General features: G+C 73.3%; 14 protein-coding genes. 3 read left to right on the top strand and 11 right to left on the bottom strand.

Annotated elements, in window-relative coordinates; translation table 11 throughout:
• Positions 1 to 54 precede the first annotated feature (54 nt).
• Positions 55 to 1,428, top strand: coding sequence for a hypothetical protein (locus ACFVXG_RS01380; RefSeq protein ID WP_387923142.1), 1,374 nt, complete (start codon positions 55 to 57; stop codon positions 1,426 to 1,428).
• Between the two features lie 63 nt (positions 1,429 to 1,491).
• On the opposite strand, the gene ACFVXG_RS01375 is transcribed toward ACFVXG_RS01380, so the two are convergent.
• Complete coding sequence (locus tag ACFVXG_RS01375; RefSeq protein ID WP_387923140.1) at positions 1,492 to 3,228, bottom strand: amidase; 1,737 nt, start codon at positions 3,226 to 3,228, stop codon at positions 1,492 to 1,494.
• 92 nt (positions 3,229 to 3,320) lie between these two features.
• Positions 3,321 to 4,844: an APC family permease gene (locus ACFVXG_RS01370; RefSeq protein ID WP_387923138.1), complete on the bottom strand. Its 1,524-nt coding sequence runs from the start codon at positions 4,842 to 4,844 to the stop codon at positions 3,321 to 3,323.
• Positions 4,845 to 4,942: 98 nt separating this feature from the next.
• Here ACFVXG_RS01370 and ACFVXG_RS01365 point away from each other — a divergent pair, with 98 nt between their 5' ends.
• Positions 4,943 to 5,572, top strand: coding sequence for a TetR/AcrR family transcriptional regulator (locus ACFVXG_RS01365; RefSeq protein WP_387923136.1), 630 nt, complete (start codon positions 4,943 to 4,945; stop codon positions 5,570 to 5,572).
• Between the two features lie 130 nt (positions 5,573 to 5,702).
• Here ACFVXG_RS01365 and ACFVXG_RS01360 read toward each other — a convergent pair whose 3' ends face one another.
• The 9 genes from ACFVXG_RS01360 to hemA all read right to left on the bottom strand — a co-directional run bounded on the left by ACFVXG_RS01360 (position 5,703) and on the right by hemA (position 16,693).
• A complete protein-coding gene (locus ACFVXG_RS01360; protein WP_387923134.1) occupies positions 5,703 to 6,485 on the bottom strand; it encodes a S1 family peptidase in 783 nt (260 codons plus the stop codon).
• 258 nt (positions 6,486 to 6,743) lie between these two features.
• Positions 6,744 to 7,985, bottom strand: coding sequence for an MFS transporter (locus ACFVXG_RS01355; protein ID WP_387923132.1), 1,242 nt, complete (start codon positions 7,983 to 7,985; stop codon positions 6,744 to 6,746).
• A 3-nt stretch (positions 7,986 to 7,988) separates the two neighbouring features.
• On the bottom strand, positions 7,989 to 8,993 hold the full coding sequence (locus ACFVXG_RS01350; RefSeq protein ID WP_387923131.1) for a zinc-binding dehydrogenase: 1,005 nt from the start codon (positions 8,991 to 8,993) through the stop codon (positions 7,989 to 7,991).
• 58 nt (positions 8,994 to 9,051) lie between these two features.
• Positions 9,052 to 10,404, bottom strand: a complete 1,353-nt coding sequence (locus ACFVXG_RS01345) for a hypothetical protein (RefSeq protein ID WP_387923129.1) — start codon at positions 10,402 to 10,404, stop codon at positions 9,052 to 9,054.
• A 26-nt stretch (positions 10,405 to 10,430) separates the two neighbouring features.
• Entirely contained in the window at positions 10,431 to 12,353 is a 1,923-nt protein-coding gene (locus ACFVXG_RS01340; protein WP_387923127.1) for a phenylacetate--CoA ligase family protein, read from the bottom strand.
• On the bottom strand, positions 12,350 to 13,558 hold the full coding sequence (locus ACFVXG_RS01335; protein WP_387923126.1) for an acetyl-CoA carboxylase biotin carboxylase subunit family protein: 1,209 nt from the start codon (positions 13,556 to 13,558) through the stop codon (positions 12,350 to 12,352). Before ACFVXG_RS01335 ends, ACFVXG_RS01340 begins: the two co-directional genes overlap by 4 nt.
• A gap of 11 nt (positions 13,559 to 13,569) precedes the next feature.
• On the bottom strand, positions 13,570 to 14,529 hold the full coding sequence (locus ACFVXG_RS01330; RefSeq protein ID WP_387923124.1) for a 3-oxoacyl-ACP synthase III family protein: 960 nt from the start codon (positions 14,527 to 14,529) through the stop codon (positions 13,570 to 13,572).
• Positions 14,526 to 15,404, bottom strand: coding sequence for a TauD/TfdA dioxygenase family protein (locus tag ACFVXG_RS01325; protein ID WP_387923122.1), 879 nt, complete (start codon positions 15,402 to 15,404; stop codon positions 14,526 to 14,528). Before ACFVXG_RS01325 ends, ACFVXG_RS01330 begins: the two co-directional genes overlap by 4 nt.
• A complete protein-coding gene (gene hemA, locus ACFVXG_RS01320) occupies positions 15,401 to 16,693 on the bottom strand; it encodes a 5-aminolevulinate synthase (protein WP_387923121.1) in 1,293 nt (430 codons plus the stop codon). Before hemA ends, ACFVXG_RS01325 begins: the two co-directional genes overlap by 4 nt.
• A gap of 471 nt (positions 16,694 to 17,164) precedes the next feature.
• Here hemA and ACFVXG_RS01315 point away from each other — a divergent pair, with 471 nt between their 5' ends.
• Positions 17,165 to 20,164, top strand: a complete 3,000-nt coding sequence (locus tag ACFVXG_RS01315; RefSeq protein ID WP_387923119.1) for a BTAD domain-containing putative transcriptional regulator — start codon at positions 17,165 to 17,167, stop codon at positions 20,162 to 20,164.
• Positions 20,165 to 20,268: the final 104 nt, after the last annotated feature.

Below are 20,268 nucleotides of genomic sequence, written 5' to 3'. Positions count from 1 at the left end.
GGTCGGGTGGTGGGGGCGTCTTGGAGGGGGCGGGGCGTGAGGTGGGAGGGGACGATGGGGCGTCGGGAGTTGGAGCCGGGGTTGGCCGCGTTGGTGCGGGCGGCGTTCGCGGAGTTGGGGAGTGAGGTCACCCTCCACGGGGATGTCGCCCGGGATGTTCAGGGGCGTGACTACGGGCTCGGTGGGCTGCTCGAACTGGTGGAGCGGCGGCCGGGCGTTCCGTTGGGGGAGCTGGTTCGTGGGCATGTGCGGGAGCTGGTCGCTGCTGTGCAGGGGCCGGGGGCGGGTGATGCCGGTTCGCCGGAGGAGACGGCCGCGCGGCTCTACCCGCTGCTGCTGGATGCCACGACGTTGGCCGACCCGGCGCGGCACTCGCATGCGCGCGAAGTCGCGCCCGGGGTACTGGAGTTCCTCGCGCTGGAGTCGCCGGTCGGTTGGCAGGTGCTGACCTCGGAGGCCGTCGCCGAGTTGGGGGACGTGTCGAGGTTGCGCGGGGCTGCGCGGGAGCGGCTCGCCCGGCTACCCGTCGAGCGGCACGAGGTGCGGCCGACCGGGCAGGGTGGCGGCCTGCATGTCGTCACCGGGGGTTCGGCGCTGACGGGGAGCCGGGTCCTCGCTCTGGACACGCTCTACCGTGAGGTCGCCGGGCGGGAACTGCCGCCGGACGGTGCGGTGGTGGCGTTCCCCACGCCGTTCAGCCTGCTGTTCGCGCCGTTCGACCTCCAGGTGCCGGGCGTGCTGGAGGTGCTGATCGAGGCAGCCGCGCGGGAGTTCGACGCGTCCGGTGCGCCGCTGTCCGTGCACACCTACTGGTGGCGCGGCGGGGAGCTGACACCGCTCACCGGGGTGGCCGAGGGCGGGCTGCTGGAGCTGGTGAACGCGGACGAGGTGATCGCTGCCGTCACCCGGTTGGCCGGTGGGGAAGGGGACCTGCCCGCGCCGCGCCCGCACCACTACCGCTTCGCGCACCGGGTGCTGCCCTCGCTGACCCACCTGGGTTCGGTGCCGGGGGAGCGGCTCGGCGGCGAGCTGCTGCGGCTGTGGGAGGAGTACGGCGCGAGCCTGCCGGTGGAGCAGCGGTTGGCGCCGGAGGGTCTCCAGGGCGGTTTCGTCCAGGTCGGGCAGCACCGCATGCTCCTCGTCGGGCTTCCGAGGCCGCGGGCGGCTACCGAGGCCTTCGCGGTGGTGCTGGCCTGGCCGGGCGACGGCTCGGGGCAGCGGGCGTTCACGCTGGAGTACGGGATCGACCCGATCACGGGCGAGCGCGGGGCAGTGTTGGGGGAGTGGGAGGGGGAGGCCCGGCACCGGCTGCACCGGACGGGCATGACCGCTGAGACCCGCCCGTTCCTGCACGCCGTCACGATGCTCCTCGACCCGCCCCCGCCCCCGCCGCCGGTGAAGCGGCGCGGGTTGTTCCGTCGGGGCTGAATGCGGCGGGGCCGGCGGCAGCCCGTTCGGGACCGGTGGTCCCGAACGGGCTGCCGTGGTCCGTCAGTTGGCCGGGAGTCGCGGGGTGCGGGTCGGCTCGGTGCGGCGGTGGCCGGTGGCCTCGAAGGCGGCGGCGAGGCGCAGGAGGGCGGTGTCGTCGTAGGCGCGGCCGGCGAAGGTCAGGCCGACCGGCATGCCGGTGTCGGTCATGGTGCCCATCGGCACGGTCACGGTCGGGATGCCGAGGTGGCGCGGCACGAGGTTGCCGTTGGCGACCCACACGCCGTTGCGCCAGCCGAGGTCGGCGGAGGCCTCGTCGACGTCCATGTCGGCCGGGCCGACGTCGGCGACCGCGGGGAAGACCACGGCGTCCAGGGCGAGTTCGTCCATCCAGCCCTCCAGGTCGAGGCGGCGGGTCTCCTCCAGTCCGCGCAGTCCCTGCTCGAGGTGGGGGATCTCGGTGAGCGACGCGTACGGGCGGTCGCGCACCAGCTGCGGGTAGTCGGCGATCGTGTCGTCGAACCCGGCGTAGCGGTCCGGGAGTTCGCCGGGGTGCTTGGGCCAGATGCGCGCGGGGTCGACGTCGGCGAGGGTCGGCAGGGCCGGGTCCCCGTTGGCGCGCAGGAAGTCGTCCCAGGACCAGGCGGACAGGTCCTCGATCTCGACGGTGAGGAAGTCACGGCCGACGAGGCCGCGGGTGAACAGCGACGGCGCGCCGGGGCGGTCGGACTCGTAGTTGGTCACCACCGGGAAGTCGACCTCGACGACCTCGGCCCCGGCGGCCTCCAGGTCGCGGCGGGCGGCCTGCCACAGGGCGAGGACCGAGGCGCGGGTGTCGATCCGCTGCCCGGTCTGGCCGCCGATGCCGCCGTCGGGGTTGGTCCCGGCCTCGGGGTCGGCGTTGATGTACATCCGGGGCACGCCGACGCGCCGGCCGGCGAGGGTCGAGCCCGCGGCTGCGGGGTCGGCGGGGGCCAGTTCGGGGTAGGACGTCGGGCGGACCTGGGACGGAGTGGGCAGCGGGATCCAGGGCTGGGAGCGCCACAGGTCGCCGCGGGTCTCCGCGTCGTCGGCGACGATGACGTCGAGCAGTTCGAGGAGGTCGGCCATGGTGCGGGTGTGCGGGACCACGACGTCCATGGTCGGGACCAGCGGCCAGTTGCCGCGCACCGAGATCACGCCGCGACTGGGGGTGTAGGCGCACAGCGCGTTGTAGGAGGCGGGCGCCCGGCCCGAGGACCAGGTCTCCTCGCCGAGGCCGAACGCGCCGAAGGAGGCCGCCGTGGCGGTGCCCGAGCCGTTCGAGGAGCCGGAGCCGTACGCGCTGGTCAGCCAGTCGGCGCTGTACGGGCTCTCGGCCCGGCCGTAGACGCCGCGCTGCATGCCGCCGTTGGCCATCGGCGGCATGTTGGTCAGGCCGATGAGGACGGCGCCGGCGGCGCGCAGCCGCTCGATGGCGAAGGCGTCGCGCTGGGCGACGAGGTGCTCGAAGGCCGGCGAACCGGCGGCGGCGGTCAGCCCCTTGGCGAGGTAGCTGTCCTTGGCGGTGTAGGGGATGCCGTCGAGCGGGCCGAGGGTGCGGCCCTGCGCGCGGCGGGCGTCGGAGGCCTCGGCGTCGGCGCGGGCGTCCGGGTTCATCACGACGAGCGAGTTGAGCGCCGTGCCGGTGCCGGGCCGGTCGTAGGCCTCGATCCGGGCGAGGTAGGCGTCGAGCAGGCCGACCGAGGTGGTCTCGCCCTTCTCCAGCGCTGCGCGCAGGTCGGCGATGCCGGTCTCGACGACGTCGAAGGCGTGTGTCATGCGGGTTGCTCCAGGGTGTTCGGTCGAAGGGAGAAGGGGAAAGGTCGGAAGCGGAAGGTCTATGGTGCCCCCGTGTCGAGGCAGGGGTTCAACTACACGACAGCTGGCGCGAGTTCGTCGCTGTGCGGCCGGTCGTGGCCCGGCTCCGGCATCCGGCGGTCGGGGCGGCGGGCGAGCAGGTAGGCGAGGCCGGCGAGGGTGACGGTGCCGACGCCGAGCGGTGCCGCCCAGATCTGGTACCAGGGCGCTCCGGCCGGGGCGAGGATGGCGCGCGGCCAGCAGATGTTGACCACCTCGAAGCCGGTCCACAGCACCGCGAGGACGTTGAGCGGGGTGCCGAGGCGTCCGTAGCCGATCGCTCCGGCGGGCTTCCAGGTGCCGCGCAGGCGGGCGGTCAGGGCGACCACGGTGAGCAGGAAGAACGGCACGAAGGTGGCGGCGCTGCCGAAGGTGATCAGGCTGCCGATGGCGGAGTTGTTCAGGCCCAGGGGCAGCGCGGCGCAGCTGACCACCGTGGCGGCGAGCAGGCCGCCGATCGGCGCCTTGTGCCGGTTGACCTTGCGGATGTGGCGGGAGAAGGGGAAGACGTCGTCGCGGGCGAGGGAGTAGAGGCCGCGGGCGGCGCCGCCCTGGGAGGCCATCAGGCAGGCGGTGAAGCTGATCAGGACGACCAGGACGAAGGGTTTGTCCGCCCAGCCGCCGAAGGCGTGGGTGACGGCGGTGGTGACCGGGTCGAGGTCCTTGACGGCGACGACGTCGGCGGGGGCGGGGTGGGCGAGCTCGACCGAGACCGCGTTGAGGATGACGACGAGCCCGACGCTGAGCAGCGACCACCACATGGCCCGGGGGACCTGCCGGGCGGCGTCCTTGGTCTCCTCGGCGGTGGACACGCAGGCGTCGAAGCCGATGAACGCCCAGCCGGCGACGGCCACGGCGGCGAGCAGGGCGCCGGTGTCGCTGATGCCCAGCCCCTTCGGGGCGTCGAGGAAGTCGGTGAGCAGGGAGAGGCCGTGCTGCCGGAAGACCAGCAGCAGGGTGAGGCCGACCAGGACGGAGGCGACGGCCTCGGCGGCGATGCCCAGGCTGACGAACCAGCGCAGGAGGTTGATGCCGTAGGCGTTGACCAGGGTGCAGAAGAGCATGAAGCCGACCGCGACGAGGACCTGCTCGGGGGGTGTCGGGACGGTGCCGAAGAGGGCGAAGAGCCAGGGCGAGGCGAGGTAGGCGACGGTGGTGTTGCCGAACATCACGGCGAACTGCCACAGCCAGCCGCTGAGCCAGGCGACCGCCGGTCTCGCCAGGCGTCTGCTCCATTGGTAGGCGCCGCCGGCCAGCGGCCATTGGGAGGCGAGCTCGGAGTAGACGGCGACGACCAGGCACTGTCCGAGCAGGCACAGCGGCAGCGCCCAGACCCAGGCGCCGCCCGCGACGCTCATGCCGACCTGGACGGCGGCGTACAGCCCGACGACCGGGGAGACGACGGCGAAGCCCATGGAGATGTTGCCGAGCACGTTCAGGCTGCGCCGTAGCTCCTGCTGGTAGCCGAGGGCGGCCAGCCGGTCGGCGTCGGTGGCGTCAGTGGCATGGGTGGCATCGGTGGGGGTGTTCTCGGCCACGGGCGGCGCCCTCCTGATAAAACTAACTTTGTTAGCAACTGCTGTCGGTCTGGCACGATAGCCCCCGGACACGGAGAGCGGAAGAGGGGAATTTTCGGGTGGGCCGACCGAGCAGAGCGCTGCTGACCCGCGAGCGGATCGCGCTCGCCGCACTCCAGGTGGTGGACGAGGAGGGCCCCGACGGGCTGACCATGCGGGCGCTCGCCGAGCGGCTCGGAGTGAAGGCGGCGTCGCTCTACAACCACGTACCGAGCAAGGACGCCCTGGTCGACACGGTTTCCGGGCTGGTCAACGACGAGATCGACCATGCGCCGCTGAGCGACCCGGACTGGCGGGCCGGCCTCGCGGGGTACGCGCGCGGCTACCGCGCGGTGTTCCTGCGGCACCCGAACGCCGTCTCCCTGCTCGCCCGCCGTCGGGTCGAGGCCGACAGCGCGCTGCGCGGCTACGACGCGCTGCTCGCCCTCCTCGGCCGGGCCGGCCTCGACCCCGCGGACGCGGCGGAGGTCGCCGCGGCGATCGACTACCTGGTGCTCGGCTCCGCGGTGGAGACCTTCGCCGCGGGCTTCACCCGGGAACCGGGCGCGTACCGGCCGCAGTACCCGGCGCTCGCGGACGCCCTGGAGGGCTCCGCGGCCCGGGGCGGCGGCCCGGCGGGGCTGGACGACCGGGGGTTCGAGCTGGGGCTCGGTCTGCTGCTGGACGGCGTCGAGCGGCGGACGGCGTAGGCGCGGGGCGCAGCTCGGGGGCGAGGCCTGTACGGCGCTGCACGCGCCCAAGCGGCGGCCCTCCGTCCCGGTGGTCGGGACGGAGGGCCGCCGTCGGGGGTGATCCGGCCCGAGTGGGGGTTCGGGGGGATCAGCCGGCCATGGTGGTCTGGATGAAGTCCTTGAACGCGGTCACGTTGGTGTAGATCGAGGGGTCGACCGCGCAGGTTGAGGAGCTGCCGCCGGCCCGGCTGGTGGCGCCGAGCAGTCGCCACTCACCGTTGATCTGCGCGATCGCCGGGCCGCCCGAATCGCCGTAGCAGGCACCCTGGTTGCTGCCGTCCGGGCCCTGCGGGTTGTTGACGCAGAGCTCGGAGGAGGGGTCGTAGCCCTCGGCGCAGCCGCTCGGGAGCAGGCTGGTGTCGAGCTCCTTGAGCTGGTCCGGGCCGTTGTCGCCGCCGGGCTGCGGCGTCTCCTGGCCCCAGCCGAGCAGCTTGGTGGCGGTGCCGGCCGGTGCGCTGTCGGCGATGGCGATCGGGGTGGCCTGGACCGGGGAGGCGAGCTGGAGCAGGGCGATGTCGTTGTTGGTGCTGTAGTTCGGGTGGGGGACGACCTTGGCCAGCGAGGCGACCTCGCCGCCCGAGGTGCGGTCGTTGGAACCGACCCGGACGGTGAACTGGTCGGCCGTGCCGCCGGCCACGCAGTGGGCCGCGGTGACCGCCCAGGTGGGCGAGATCAGCGAAGCGCCGCAGATGTGCTGGCCGTTCTGCTGCAGCGAGACGATGAACGAGTAGCCCTGCGCGGCGGTGCCGCCGCCGATGATGGTCGGGCCCGGCGCGCTCGTGGCCGAGGCGCCGGCCGCCGGTACGGCGAGGGCGAGCGCGGTGGCCGCTGCGGCGGTGGCCAGGATCCTGGGCAGGGGGAAGCGACGCATGACGTGTCCTTGTCCGGCGGTGTGGGGCCGCCTCGTGGGGGTGACGTGAACCTGTCGAACTGCCCGCAAGGCTGGCCCCTGACAGATCGTCGGGGAAATCCGCCACTCGGCGGGAAGAGGTCCACCCCCAGGAGGCTTGCGTAAACACGCAAGTATGCGCGAGGATCGCGCACCCGAGGCCGGGCGGCCGGAGTCCTGGCGGGAATGCCCAGAGGCCGCACCCGCGGGGGCGGGTGCGGCCTCGGCCTGTGGGGGTGGTCAGACCGTCGCCGGGGTGTCGGCCTCCTCGGTGGAGGGGGCGGTCGGCTTCGGCCGGGCGAAGTACTGGTAGGCGATGGTGAGGGCAGCCAGGGATGCGCCGACCAGGCCGGTGACGGCGAAGCCCCAGGCCGGTGCGGAGTGGTCGATGACGGCGCCGGCCAGCGGTGCGCCGATCGCTCCGCCGATGGTCATCGCCGAGCCCTGGAGGCCGGCGGCCTGGCCGACCACCGAGGGCGGCACCGAGCGGGTGATCTCCTCGGAGGCCGAGGCGAGGGTCGGCGCGCACATGAAGCCGGAGGGGAGCATGGCGATGGCGAGCCAGATCCAGCCCGCGTGGCCGGCGAGGCCGACCGGCGCGATGGTGAGCCCCATCAGCAGCATCAGCCGCGGCAGCCGCCAGGGCCGGCTGGTGGCGCCGTGCCAGAAGCCGCCGACCAGGGAGGCCGCGCACCAGATCGCGACGCAGACCCCGGCCCACTCGGTGTCGCCGACCCCGCGCAGGACGGCGGTGATCGAGATCTCGCTGCCGGCCAGCACGAGGTTCGCCGCCAGGCTGACGCCCAGCACCAGCAGGAAGCCCGGACGGAGCCAGAGACTGCGCCCGCTCGGCTCCGGGACCGCCGGGTCCTTCGGCGCGGCCGCCGCCCCGTCGGAGGCCCCGGCCGGGGCGAGCCGGGTGAGCAGCAGCCCGGCTCCCAGGTAGAGCACGCCGATCCCGGTCATCGTCGCGGTGGCGTCGTTCACGGCGGTGATGGCACCGACCGCGACGGCCGGTCCGACCATGAACACCACCTCGACCAGGATCGCGTCCAGGGCGAACGCCTGCCGCTGCTGGTCCGAGGGGATGTTGGTGGCGATCGCCCGGCGGATGGCCGTGAACACCGGGAGCCCCATGAACCCGGCCACCAGGGAGGCCGCGAGCAGCCACGGGTAGGGCAGGTAGGGCGCGCCGATCCAGAACACGGCGTCGACCGTGCCGGTGACGAGCACCACGGGGCGCACGCCGAAGCGGTCCAGCGAGCGGCCCAGCAGGGGCGCGCCCACGGCCCCGCCGAGCGTCAGCATCAGGTCGGCGAGCCCGGCCGCGCCGTAGCCGCGGTCCAGGTCGATGACGACGTGCAGGGCGAGCGCCATCGAGGCCGCGGTGAACGGGAGGCGGGCGAGCAGTCCGACGACGAACACGGTGCGCGCTCCGGGGAGCGCCAGGAGTCCCCGATAGGACGCGAAGGCCTTGAGCACGGGTCACTCCTCCCCGACGCGGACGAGCATCTTGCCGGTGTTGTCGCCCCGCAGCACCCCGAGGAACGCCTCGACGACGTGCTCGAAGCCCTCGACGACCTGCTCGTCGGCGACGATCCGGCCGGTCTGGAGGTGGGGGGTCAGCCAGCTCACGGCCTCCTGCTGGAGGTGCATGAAGTGCCGTACCTGGTAGCCGCGCAGGTGGATGCTGCGGTCGGACACGGCGTAGAGGTTCCGGGGCGCCGCGGGCGGCCGGTCGGGGCGGTTGTACTGGGAGATCGCGCCGACCCAGGCGATCCGGCCGAACTCCCGGGTGGCGCCGATCGCGGCCTCCAGGTGGTCGCCGCCGACGCCCTCCAGCACCGCGTCGACGCCCTTCGGGGCCGCCTGCGCCAGCAGGTCGGCCACCGGGCCGTCGTGGTAGTCGAAGGCGGCGTCGAAGCCGAGGCGTTCGACGACGTGCCGCACCTTCGCGGCCGAGCCGGCGCTGCCGACCACGTGCCCGGCGCCGGCCAGCTTCGCGATCTGTCCGGCCACGCCGCCGACCGCGCCGGCGGCCGCCGAGACGTACAGCGCCTCCCCGGACTGGACCCGGAGGATCTCGCGGACGCCCACGTAGGCCGTCAGGCCGGTCGCGCCGAGCACGGACAGGTAGGTGGCCGTCGCCACGCCGGCGGCCGGCCGGATCACGCGGCCGCGGCCGTGCTGGATCAGCGCGTGGGTGCTCCAGCCCCCGCCGTGCTCCACCAGGTCGCCCACCCGCAGGTCGGGGTCCGCGGAGCGGACGACGCGGCCGATGGCCCGGCCGAAGCCGAGCGGTTCGTGGAGCGGCCACTCCTCGTCCATGAGCTCCCGCATGTACGGGTCGACGGACAGGTAGATGTTCTCCGCCAGGGCGGTGCCGGGTTCGACCGCGGGGAGCGGGTGCTCCACGACGGCGAAGTGCTCGGCGCCGGGTACACCGTCGGGGCGTGCCACCTGGTGTACGGCGCGGAATGTGGAAGACATCGTCTCCGTCCTGAGTTGTGGGCCGGGGGGCGTCGGAAGCGGGCGTTGGGACAGTAGCTCAGGGCAAGTCGGCGCCCTGGTCGGGGTACAGGAACATCGGGGCCAGCCGCCGGTCGGTGGAGTCGGCCGGCTCGCCGGAGTGCACCAGCCGTCCGCCGCCGCCGCCCAGGCCGCCCGGCACCCAGTACAGGCCCAGGCACGCGTCCCAGGACTCCGTCCGGCCGGTCTCGGTGTCGATGGCCAACTCCTCGCGGGGGACGACCCGTTGCTGGGCCACCGCGCCCTCGGCGGCGCCGCGCCGCAGCGCGTCGGCCCACTGCTCGTCGGAGACCAGCCAGCCGCAGGTGATGCCCTGGCCGCCGAAGCCGCCGTCGGGCTTGAGGATCAGCTGCTCGCGGCGCTCGCGGCAGTCCGCGACCACCGTCTCGAGCCCGGCCGCACCGGGCACCAGGGCGCGGGTCCACGGCAGCACCCGGTCCACCAAGTCCCGTTCGTGCTGCGACATGTGACCGCGCAGCGCCGGGTCCGACAGGTACGCCAGGAAGCGCTTGTTGTCGGTCAGGTCGCTCTCCAGCGGGGCCCACAGTGCCACCTGCCCGGCTCGGTGGGCGTCCCGCAGCCGGACCGTGGTGCGCCAGGCGGCCGGGTCGTCGACGACCTGGTCCAGGTCGTACAGCCGGTACACCAGGTCCACCGGCCGGCCCTGGAAGCGCGCCCCGGAGGCGGTCACCTCCAGCTCCTGGACCTCCCCGATCAGGCAGTCGAACCCCTCGGCCTCCAGCAGGCGCCGCAGCAGGTACCACGAGCCCTCGGCGTAGAGGTCCAGGCCGCCGGTGCCCTCGACCATGGCGATGACCGGGTCGCGGCCCGAGCCCACCTTGGCCGCCGCCTCGCGCAGCGCGCCGGCCAGCAGCGTGGTCTGGGGCAGGTGGTAGAGGCCGTGCGCCGTCCCGAACGCGCGGAAGGCGTCGTCGGCCCAGAACATCTCCGCCAGCGGCTGCACCCACTCCTGGCCGCCGACGGATCCGCCGACGTTGAACTCCAGGACCCGCAGCGCCTCGCCGTCGTGGTAGGCGTCGATCCGGCCGAAACGCGGCGGGCGCTCCTGCTCGAAGTCCCCGACCAGCTCGGCCTTGCGCGGGTCCAGGCCCAGCGCCCGGCAGGTCCGCTCGACGTCACCGTCGAACAGCCGCGTCGGCAGGGTGGTCAGCAGCTCGACCGCGCCGAGCAGGTCGGCCTCGAAGGCGCGCACCTCGGACTCGGGGTAGACCAGCGGCCGGCTCAGGTACCGGGCCCGCTTCAGGTCGGCGAGCACCGGGTGGCGCCGGGGGTCGATCGACCGCAACGGGCTGTCCGGCCGGGCGAGTTCGGCATTGAGCAGCGCGCTCACCGGTTCCTCCGGCAGCCTCACCGGTTCCTTCGGCAGTACGGCCGCCATCACGCCCCCACCCGCCGGTCGATCACGCCGCGGACCTTGCCGCTGACCGGGTGGCGCGGCAGCTCGCCCTCGCCGAGGCACTCCACGGCGAAGTGGAACAGCAGCTCGTCGGTCTCGAACTCCTGCCGCGAGCCGAGCAGCGAGAACTTCGACTCCAGGTGCGCCTTCACCGCCGCCGGATCCAGCGGGCGGGCGGACTCGGTCCGGATCACGATGGACTCGTGCCGGTCCCGGGAGGCGATCTCGACCTGCACCTGGGAGACCTCGAACGGGGCCAGCTCGGCCACCACGTCCGCGTAGAGCATGGTCTGGGCGTGGGCCTTGATCTGTCCGTCGGACCGGCCCAAGTACTCCAGCACCCGGCCGCTGAGGCCGCAGCCGCAGCTGTGCCGGAAGATCCGGCCGATGTCGCCGATCCGGTAGCGGATCAGCGGCCCTTCGAGCTTCTGCAGGCTGGTCACCAGCAGTTCGCCGACCTCGCCGTCGGGCAGCGGACGGCCCTGCTCGTCGACCACCTCCAGCAGGTTGTAGTCGTCGCAGACGTGGTGCAGCGTGCCGCTCATCTCGGAGCACTGGTAGCCCAGTTGGGCGCCGTCGTTGGCGGCGAGGATGCTGGCCACCACCTTGGCGCCCAGCTCGTCGCGGAGCCACTGCTTGTCGGTCTCCATCATCGGGCTGCCGCCGTACAGCACCTTCTCGATCCGCAGCTCGGGGAAGGCGGCCTTGGCGGCCCGCAGCACCGGCAGCAGCAGCGCGGGCATGCCCAGCACGGCGTTGGCGTCGAAGCTGCGCACCAGCATCAGGATGTGGTCAGCGCTCGCGCTGCCGCCGACGGTGTAGGTCTCCACCGGCATCCGGGAGAGCTCGTTCTGGCTGGTCACCAGCCCGCCGTAGAGCTCCCCGCCGAACAGGGTGTTGATCACCCGGTCGCCCGGGCGCAGTCCCAGCGCGTAGAGCACGGGGATCGCCTCGCGGATCATGTTGGTCCAGTCGGCCCGCGAGTAGACGATGTACCGGGGGGTGCCGGCGGTGGCGCCGCTGCGCAGGACCTCGCCGCTGGGCCGGTCCCCGCCGGACAGGTCGTGCGAGGTCGGCAGGGAGTGCCGCTCCAGGTCCGACTTGTTCAGGATCGGCAGCCGCTGGAGGTCGGCGCGCTCCGTCACCCGCGGCAGGTCGAGCCCGCCGTAGTACGGGGTGCGCCGGGCCCGCTCGACGAGGTAGCGCAGGCGCGCCGCCACCCGGCCGTCCAGCCCGTCGGCGGCCGCGGCCCGGGCCCGGGCCAGGGTGGTGCCCGGGAGGTACTCGCGCCGGGACAGCCCCTGGGCCCAGCCGGAGGTGCAGTCCAGCCGGAAGCGCCGGGCTTCGACGGCGGCATCCGAAGAACTGTTGTCGCCGCCGACCGCGGGCAGCGGCGGGACGTCGACGACGACGGCGCCCGGGAAGGACTCGCCCCGCCGGGCGGTCCGCAGCGCGGGCAGCGGGAAGCCCGGGGCCCGCAGCAGCTCCTCGACCGTCCGCCACCACCGCGGCCGCGCGGTGCGGACGATGACGTCGTCGCCGGAGGCCCAGGCCAGCAGCAGGCCGCGGACGGCCGGCTCGGCGGCGTCCGGCGCGGGGTCGTCGAGGACGACCGTGCCGACCGGCGAGAAGGCGATCACGTCGTCGCTGTCCGTCAGTGGGCGCCACGGGTACTGGCTCACGCCGCCGAAGAGCTCGTCGAGCCCTTCGGCCAGTTCCTCGGTCCGGAACAGGAAGTCGACGCCGGCGTCGAGGAGCGCCCGGACCGCGGGCGAACCGGGCTCGCGGGTCAGCGCCCGCTCGACGTGTTCGACGGCCAGCAGCAGATCGGTCGGGTGGTACGGCCCGGCGGCCGCGGTCTGCGGCTCGGCCGCCGAGCGGCTCGGGGTGGTCGTGGCGGTCACGGCCTGGGACCTCCTGGGGTGTTGGCCGGTTCGGGCTGGCTCACCTGGATGGACCGGGTGCAGTCGGCGAGGAACCGGGCGAGGACGACGGGGTCGGGGTGCGAGGCCTCGATGAAGGCGGGGACCTGCCACTCCTGGTAGGTGATCCGGGCGGAGCCGCCCGAGGGCTCGGCACCGGGGTCTTCGAGCAGGTGCAGCCGGTCCAGCGCCGGGTGCTCGCGCAGGTGCTCGGGCACTTCGGTCCGCCAGGGCCGGGCGGGGTCCAGCTGGTGCCCGGGGAAGATGGCGAAGCCGTGGTAGCGCCCGCTCGGCGCCAGCTTCTCCGGGCGCGGCAGGCCGAGCCGGATCGCGATCTCGTGCCGGGCCAGGTGCACCCCGGTGTGCCGCAGGTGGGCGGTGACGATGCCGCCGCCGCCGAGCCGGTTCGCCACCTCCAGGAACACCAGCTCCCCGGCGGCCGTCTCGAAGAACTCCAGGTGGATGCACCCGGCCTCGATCCGGAGCGCCTCGACCACCCGCTCGGTGAAGGCCGTGTGGCGCGGGTCGGGCGGCAGCTGCCCGGTGGCGATCGGGGCGCCGGCGGCGAAGTCGACGGGCTTGCCGACGTACCGGCTGACCACCAGGTCGGACACCCGGCCCGCGGTCACCAGCCCGTCCGCGTGCAGGAGTTCGCCCTCGACGTACTCCTCCAGCTGGTAGCCCTCCCGGTCCGGCAGGCCGCGGTGGTGGGCGACGGCCTCCTCGGGCGTCGGGTGGATGGTGACCCCGTCGCTGGAGGCGCCCAGCCGCGGCTTGACGACCGTACGGCCGGTCCACGGCAGCCGGCCCGAGGCCGGGGGAGCCGCCACGAACCGGGGGTGGCGCACGTCGGCGTCGACGAGTGCCCGCTTCATCGCGACCTTGTCGCGGATCAGCTCCAGGCCGGCCCGGTCGGGGCCCGGGATCCCGAGGTGCGCGCGGATCGCCGCGGCCTCGAGGATCCCGAACTCCGAGAGGGCCAGCACCTGTTCCCACCCGTCCTCGCGGCGGGTGCGGGCGATGATCTGCTCGGCCGGTCCGCCCGGACCGTCCAGGACCACCCGCCCGCAGCGCAGCGGCTCCGGGATCTCCGCGATCGACTCGGCCGTCCCGAAGTACGTGACGTCGTGGGCCTCGTGGTCGAGCCCCAGGTGGTAGTCGATCTTGCGGTACGGGACCTGATGCATCACCAGGATCTTCACGGGCGGCACTCCAGGGCCGTGATCCCCCAGCTGAACCCCATCGCGCTGGTGGCCAGCAGGATCAGGTCGCCGTCGTGCACCCGGCCCTCGTCGACCAGCTCGCGCAGCGCGATGAAGGTGTCCGCGCCGCCCATGTGGCCCTGCCGGTGGTAGGCGAACACCGACTTCTCCTCGGGCAGGCCGAGGGTGGTCAGCAGCCGCCGGTGCATCCGCTGGTCGCCGTGGTTGATCAGCAGGTGGGCGACGTCGTCGACCTTGGCGCCGAGCGCCCGCAGGGTCTCGTCGACCAGCGCCCCGAAGTTCTTGACGTAGGCGTCCGCCAGGCCGCGCCGGTGGGGCTCCTGGCGGATCACCACGCCGTCGGGGCGGTGCTCCCCGCGGTAGTAGTCGGCCCAGCTGCCGTCGGTGCGCATGGCGGAGTGCGCCAGGGTGAACGGCCCGGGCCCGGCGGTGAGCAGGACCGCGGCCGCCGCGTCACCGAAGTTGAACAGGTCCAGGCTGTCGGGGTCGGAGCGGTCGACCAGCCGGGTCAGCCGGTCGGCGACCAGGACCAGGGCGTAGCCCGAGCCCTGGGCGTCGAGCCGGTCGCCGGCGACCCGCAGGGCGGTGGCGCCGGCGTTGCAGAAGTTGCCGACCTCGAAGCAGTGCGCCCGCTCGATGCCCAGCGCGTGCGCGGCCTTGGCGGCCGGGGACCAGAACGGGAAGTCCCACTCGCCCGAGCCCGCGAAGATGACGGTGCCGATCCGCTCCGGTGCGACCCCGGTGCGCTCCAGGACGGCGCGGGCCGCGTCCCGTGCCAGCTCCCAGGAGGCCTCCCCCTCGCCCAGCCCGGGGAACCCCTGGGCGTGGGTGACGTCGAGGATGTCGGCCACCGGCACCCCGGAGGCGGCGTGCAGGTCCTGCACGTCGACCCGCCCCTCGGGGTACCGGACGGCGAAGTCCGCTATGGCGCTCACTGCACCCGCTCTTCGACCGGCTTCGCGTCGCTGCCCGCGGCCTCGATGCTGACGCGGTGCACGGTGCGCCCGACGCCCGGCTCGACCTCGGTGGCGATGTGGTAGGTGGTGCGGGTCTTCCAGATCACCAGGTCGTGCGGCGTCCACTGGTGGGTGTAGACGTGGCTCTCGTCGGTGATCAGGCCGTCCAGCAGCGCGAAGAAGGCCTCGTTCTCGTTGGGGTCGAAGCCCTCGACGCCGTCCATGTACTCCCGGCTGCCGTAGACGTAGGTGCGGCCGCTGCGCTCGTCCTTGGTGACCACGGGGTGCTGGACCGGCGGGTGCTCGTACTCGGCCTGGGCCTTGAACTCGGCCGCGGACAGGCCGACGTGCTCCGGACGGATCCGCAGCCGCTTGCTCACGGTGTGGTTGCCGGTCCGGTCGGCCAGCCGGGCCTTCCACTCCTCGGGGAGGCGGTCGTACACGTCCGCGGCGCTGGCGAACTTGGTGTGGCCGCTGGTGGAGGGCACGTTGACGCCATGCAGCATGGTGAACGGCGCCGGGTCGGCGACGAAGGTGGAGTCCTGGTGCCAGAAGTTGCCGACCCGGGCGACGCCGACCGGCTTGCCGTCCTTCTGCTCGTTGGAGGAGATCATGATCTCCTCGAACTCCGGGTGCCGGTACTTGCCGATCACGAACGGCACCGGGCGGCCCAGCCGGCGGGCGAGCTCGATCTGCTGCTCGGGCGTCAGGTCGATGGAGCGGACCACGACCACGTCGTGGGCGTGCAGCGAGTCGATCAGGTCCGCCCACAGGGTCGGGTCCTGGAGGTCCTGGTAGGTGACGTCGGTGAACTCCACGCCGACGAACGGGTTGCTCTGCTTCTTGGTGGTCATCGTGCTTCCTCCGGGGCGGTCTCGTTGATAGAGGTGGTCGAGGCGGTCAGGGCGCTGGGGGTGGTCGGGGTCGCGGGGTCGAAGGCCCGCAGGCAGTCGTGCAGCGACTCGGCGAAGCGGGCGATCTGCTCCGGGGTCCGGAACGGGGCGACCGTCACGCGGTAGCGCTCGCTGCCCTTGGCGACCGAGGGGTAGTTGATCGGCTGGACGTAGATGTCGTGCTGCTCCAGCAGCATCGAGGCCACCTGGCGGACCCGCTCGGCCCCGCGCACCATCACCGGCACGAGGTGGCTGTCGGCGTCCAGGAACTCGATGCCGCGGATCCGCAGCTCGGCCTTCAACAGGGCGACCTTGGCGTCCAGTTCGGCCCGGAGCGCACTCCCCTTCTGGACGATGTCCAGGGTGCGGAGGGTGGCGTCCATGGAGGCCTGGGGCAGGGCAGTGGTGAAGATGAACCCGGGGGCCTGCGACCGTACGTAGTCCAGGGCGACGTCCGGGCCGGCCACGTAACCGCCCACCGTGCCGAGGGACTTGCCGAAGACCCCCTGCACGAAGGTGGCGCGGTGGTCGCCGAGCTCCTCGCTGAGGCCGGCGCCGGTGGCACCGCGCACCCCGATGGAGTGGGTCTCGTCGAGCCAGGTCAGCGCGTCGAACTCCTCGGCGAGGTCGAGGATCTCCGACAGCGGCGAGGTGTCGCCGTCCATGGAGTACACGGACTCGAAGACGATGAGCTTCGGCAGGTGGGCGGGGGTCGCCGCCAGCCGGGCCCGCAGGTCGTCCACGTCGTTGTGCGCGAACACCTGCTTGGGCGCGCCGGAGCGGATGATGCCCTCGATCAGCGACCGGTGGTTGAGCGCGTCCGAGAACACCACCATGCCGGGCGTGGCGGCGATCAGGGTGCTGAGCGACTCGAAGTTGGCCACGTAGCCGCTCGAGAAGACGAGGGCGCGCTCCTTCCCGTGCCACAGGGCCACCCGCTGCTCCAGCTCGACGTGCGCCACGCTGGTGCCGGCGATGTTGCGCGACCCGCCGGTGCCGGTGCCGTGCCGGGCGACCGAGGCCTGCTGGGCGGCGATCGCCTCCGGGTGCTGGCTCAGGCCCAGGTAGTCGTTGCTGCACCAGACCTGCACCAGGCGGTCGTCGTGCCAGGTGTGGCCGGGTTGGGCCGCCTGATGGGCGACCGGGAGGAAGTCCCGGTAGAGCCGGTTGGCCCTGAGTTCGTCGAGCCTGAGGCGCAGTGGGTCCAGGATCGACGCGCTTGTCGGTGTTTCCAGGATCTCGGCAGTCATTCGTATCTCCGCTGGCAAGTGCGATGCGTCCGTGGCGGCGTGCGGCCGCGGCACCGCTGGGGAAAAGACTGCCGAGGGCGCTTCCCGTTCCGTTCCCGCGCCGCTCCCGGTCACGTTCCCGGTCGCGTTCCCGGGAAAGCTCGAATTGTTGCGCCAGGTAACACGGGTCGGCGGGTGTACGAATGGCTCAAAAGCCTTGCAAGCGGGGAGGTTTGACTTTGTGGCGGGTTGTGGCACAGACGTCGCGAAATCAGACCTATTGACCCGTTCCTCCTTGGCATTCCGACCGATATGCCGGAATTGCCATGAGTCCTTTCGAAGGCGGAGCACGGAATTCCGGCCGGTCGTCCGGGTGTTGCCGCACGTCAAATCCCGGGAAACGTGCGGTGGATCCCGTTCCGGAGATCGATTACGGCCCTAGAATGCGGACAGTTGTGCCAAACGGTGCGCGTACGGGGAGGAGGGAGCATTGTGGGCGATCCTCGGTTCCTGCTGTTGGGGCCCTTGGAGGTGTGGGCGGGGGACCGGCGGGTACCGCTCGGCGGCAGGGTGAACGAGAAGGTCCTGACCATGCTGCTCCTGGCACCGGGTCAGGTCCTGTCCGTGCCGCGGATCGTCGAGGGGATCTGGGGCGAGGCCCCGCCCGAGACCGCCACCCACCAGGTCCGCAAGGCGGTCTCCAGCCTGCGCACCCGGCTCCCCGGCGGCAAGTCGCTGATCGAGACCGTCGGCACCGGGTACCGCATCGCGGTGCACGACGACGACCTGGACTCGACGCGGTTCGCCGCGGCCGTCCAGCGGGCGCAGGCCCTGCTCGGCGACGGCCGGGGCGACCTGGCGGCGGAGGAGCTCCGCACCGCCCTGGACCTGTGGCGCGGGGCCTCCCTCGACGACCACGGGAGCGCGGTGATCTCGGCGGCCTCGGCCGCCCTGGAGGAGCGCCGGATGGCCGCCCTCGAACAGCTGCTGGCGCTCCGGCTGGACGCCGGGGAGGGCCCGGAACTCGTCGGCGAACTGCGTGACCTGGTCGCCGCCAACCCCCTGCGGGAGCGGCTGTACGGCCACCTGATGCTCGCCCTGTACCGCTCCGGCCGCCGGGCCGACGCGCTCGACGTGTTCCGCTCCGTACGGCGGCTGCTGCGCGAGGACCTCGGCGTCGACCCCGGCCCGGAGCTGATCGGCCTGCACGAGGCCGTCCTGAAGGACAGCCCGGACCTCCTGGCCGCCGCCCCCGCGCCGCGGACGGCGCCCGCACCGCGGACGGCCCCCGAGCCGGCCGAGCCCCCGCAGCAGACCGCGACCGTTTCCCACCCGCTGACCGTTCCCCGCATGCTGCCGGGCGACCTGCCGGACTTCGTCGGGCGGACGACGGAGCTGGCGGCGGTCGTGGCGGCCGCCGCCGAAGCCGGGACGGCCGGCGGGCGGATCGTCGCCGTCGACGGCATCGGCGGCTGCGGCAAGACCTCCTTCGCGATCCGGGCGGCCCACACCGTCGCCGAGGCCTTCCCGGACGGCCAGATCTTCCTGGACCTGCAGAGCCACACCCCGGGCGAGGAGCCGATCAGCGCGAACACCGCGCTCGACATCCTGCTGCGCTCCCTCGGCAAGCGCCCGGACGAGATACCCGACGACCTCGCCGGCCGCACCGGCATGTGGCGCAACTGCCTGACCGACCGCCGCTACCTGCTCGTCCTCGACAACGTGCGGGAGGTCGGCCAGATCCGGCCGCTGCTGCCGGCCACCGCGGGCAGCATCGCGATCGTCACCAGCCGCGCCCGGCTGGTGGACCTCGACGGCGCCCGGTGGGTCTCGCTGCGGGAGCTCTCCCCGCACGAGAGCTCCGCGTTCCTGGCCGAGACCCTCGGCGCCGATCTCGTCGCCGCCGACCTGCGCGGCGCCCAGGACCTCGCCGAGTTCTGCGGCCACCTCCCACTGGCGCTGCGGATCGCCTCCGCCCGGCTGCTGAACCGCCCGGGCTGGACGCTGGACCGGATGGTCCGCAGGCTCGCCGACCAGACCAGGCGCCTGGACGAACTCAGCAGCACCGACCGCAGCGTCGAGGCGACCCTGCGGTCCTCGTACGACGCCATGGAGCCGCCGGTCCGCACCGCGTTCCGGCTCACCGCCCAGCACCCGGGCGGCGCGCTCGACGTCCACTCGGCGGCGGCCCTGCTCGGCCGCGACCTGCCCGCCGCCGACTCGGCGCTGGAATCACTGATGGACGTGCGGTTCCTCCAGCTGCGCAACGACGGCCGGTACGGGTTCCACGACCTGGTCCGGGCGTTCGCGCTCCGGCTGCCCGACGCGGACGGCGAGGCCGGCGTCGCGCTGCGGCGGCTGCTCGACCACTACTGCCAGGCCAGCGACGACGCCTGCGCCCGGGTGTTCCCGTACTGGCGCCGGGTGGACACCACCTTCCGGCCCGAGTCGCCGTACCTGCCGCGCTTCCCGGACCACGGCGCCGCCCTGGAGTGGCTCGACCGCGAGCACTCCAGCCTGATCGCCGTGGTCCGGCGGGCCGAGCAGGAGCGGCTCGACCTGCACGCCGCGTACCTCGCCCGCAACCTGGCCTACCACCTGAACCTCCGGGGCTACTTCGAGGACTACTACGAGGTCGCCAAGATCGCCGTCGCCTGCGCCCGACGCCTCGGCGACTCCTCGCTGCTGCTGCTCAGCCTGTCGAACCTGGCCGCGGTGTGCTGGAAGGTCGGCCGGCTCCCGGAAGGGGTCGCGGCCGCCGAGGAGGGGCTCGCCGCGGCCATCGCCATCAACGACGCCCACGCCGAGGCGCGTTGCCGCGGCACCCTCGGGATGCTGCTGACGACGGTGGGCGCGTACGACGCCGCCCTGCCGCACCTGGAGCGGAGCATCGCGCTGGGCACCGAGATCGGCCTGCACCGGGAGACCGCCGAGTCGCTCACCGTGCTGAGCATGCTGCACGAGAACCGCGGCGACTTCCGGCAGTCCGTCGAATCGGCCCAGGCGGCCGTGGACATCAGCCGCCGGCTGCACGCGGTCGAGATCGAGATCGCGGCCCTGACCGACAAGGCCGTCGCCCACCTGCGCGGCGGCGAACTGCCCCAGGCCCGGGCCTGCGTGGACCTGGCCCGGCTGCTGTCGGACGAGTCGAGGCTCCCCGGCAACGTCGCCCTGCTGCTGGCGGTCTGTGCCGAGGTCGCGGCTCTGAGCGGGGACCGGGAGGCGGCCGTCGAGCCGATCGAGAGCGCCCTGCGGCTGGCCGAGGCGAGCCGGACCCCGGTGCGCCAGGCGGCCGTCGCGAACATCGTGGGCCGGGTGCGGTTCGCGGTCCGGGACTTCGAGGGCGCGCTGGAGGCGCACCGCTACGCCTACCGGCACGCGAGCGCGATCGGCTACCGGATCGAGGCGGCCCGCGCCCTGGAGGGCATGGAGGCGGCGGCCGCCGTGCTCGACGGGGTGGGTCGGCCGAGCCCGGGGCGCATCCCGGTCTGAACCGGCCTCCACAGGGCGGTAGCGGGCGGTATCGGAGCGGGAACCGCCCGGGATTGTCATGGCCGAGGCTAAGTCGGGAACGGGACACGGATCCGTTCTCACCC

It is taken from the genome of Kitasatospora sp. NPDC058162 (assembly GCF_042884005.1).
Classification (GTDB): Bacteria; Actinomycetota; Actinomycetes; order Streptomycetales; family Streptomycetaceae; genus Kitasatospora.
Note: the sequence above shows the minus strand (reverse complement) of the source record. Positions and strands in the feature narration are given on the sequence as shown.

What these genes read in the sequence shown, in the direction of transcription:
- ACFVXG_RS01380 (WP_387923142.1), top strand. Translation starts at nt 55, where the DNA reads ATGGGGCGTCGGGAGTTGGAGCCGGGGTTGGCCGCGTTGGTGCGGGCG.
- ACFVXG_RS01375 (WP_387923140.1), bottom strand. Translation starts at nt 3,228, where the DNA reads ATGACACACGCCTTCGACGTCGTCGAGACCGGCATCGCCGACCTGCGC.
- ACFVXG_RS01360 (WP_387923134.1), bottom strand. Translation starts at nt 6,485, where the DNA reads ATGCGTCGCTTCCCCCTGCCCAGGATCCTGGCCACCGCCGCAGCGGCC.
- ACFVXG_RS01350 (WP_387923131.1), bottom strand. Translation starts at nt 8,993, where the DNA reads ATGTCTTCCACATTCCGCGCCGTACACCAGGTGGCACGCCCCGACGGT.
- ACFVXG_RS01335 (WP_387923126.1), bottom strand. Translation starts at nt 13,558, where the DNA reads ATGCATCAGGTCCCGTACCGCAAGATCGACTACCACCTGGGGCTCGAC.
- ACFVXG_RS01325 (WP_387923122.1), bottom strand. Translation starts at nt 15,404, where the DNA reads ATGACCACCAAGAAGCAGAGCAACCCGTTCGTCGGCGTGGAGTTCACC.
- hemA (WP_387923121.1), bottom strand. Translation starts at nt 16,693, where the DNA reads ATGACTGCCGAGATCCTGGAAACACCGACAAGCGCGTCGATCCTGGAC.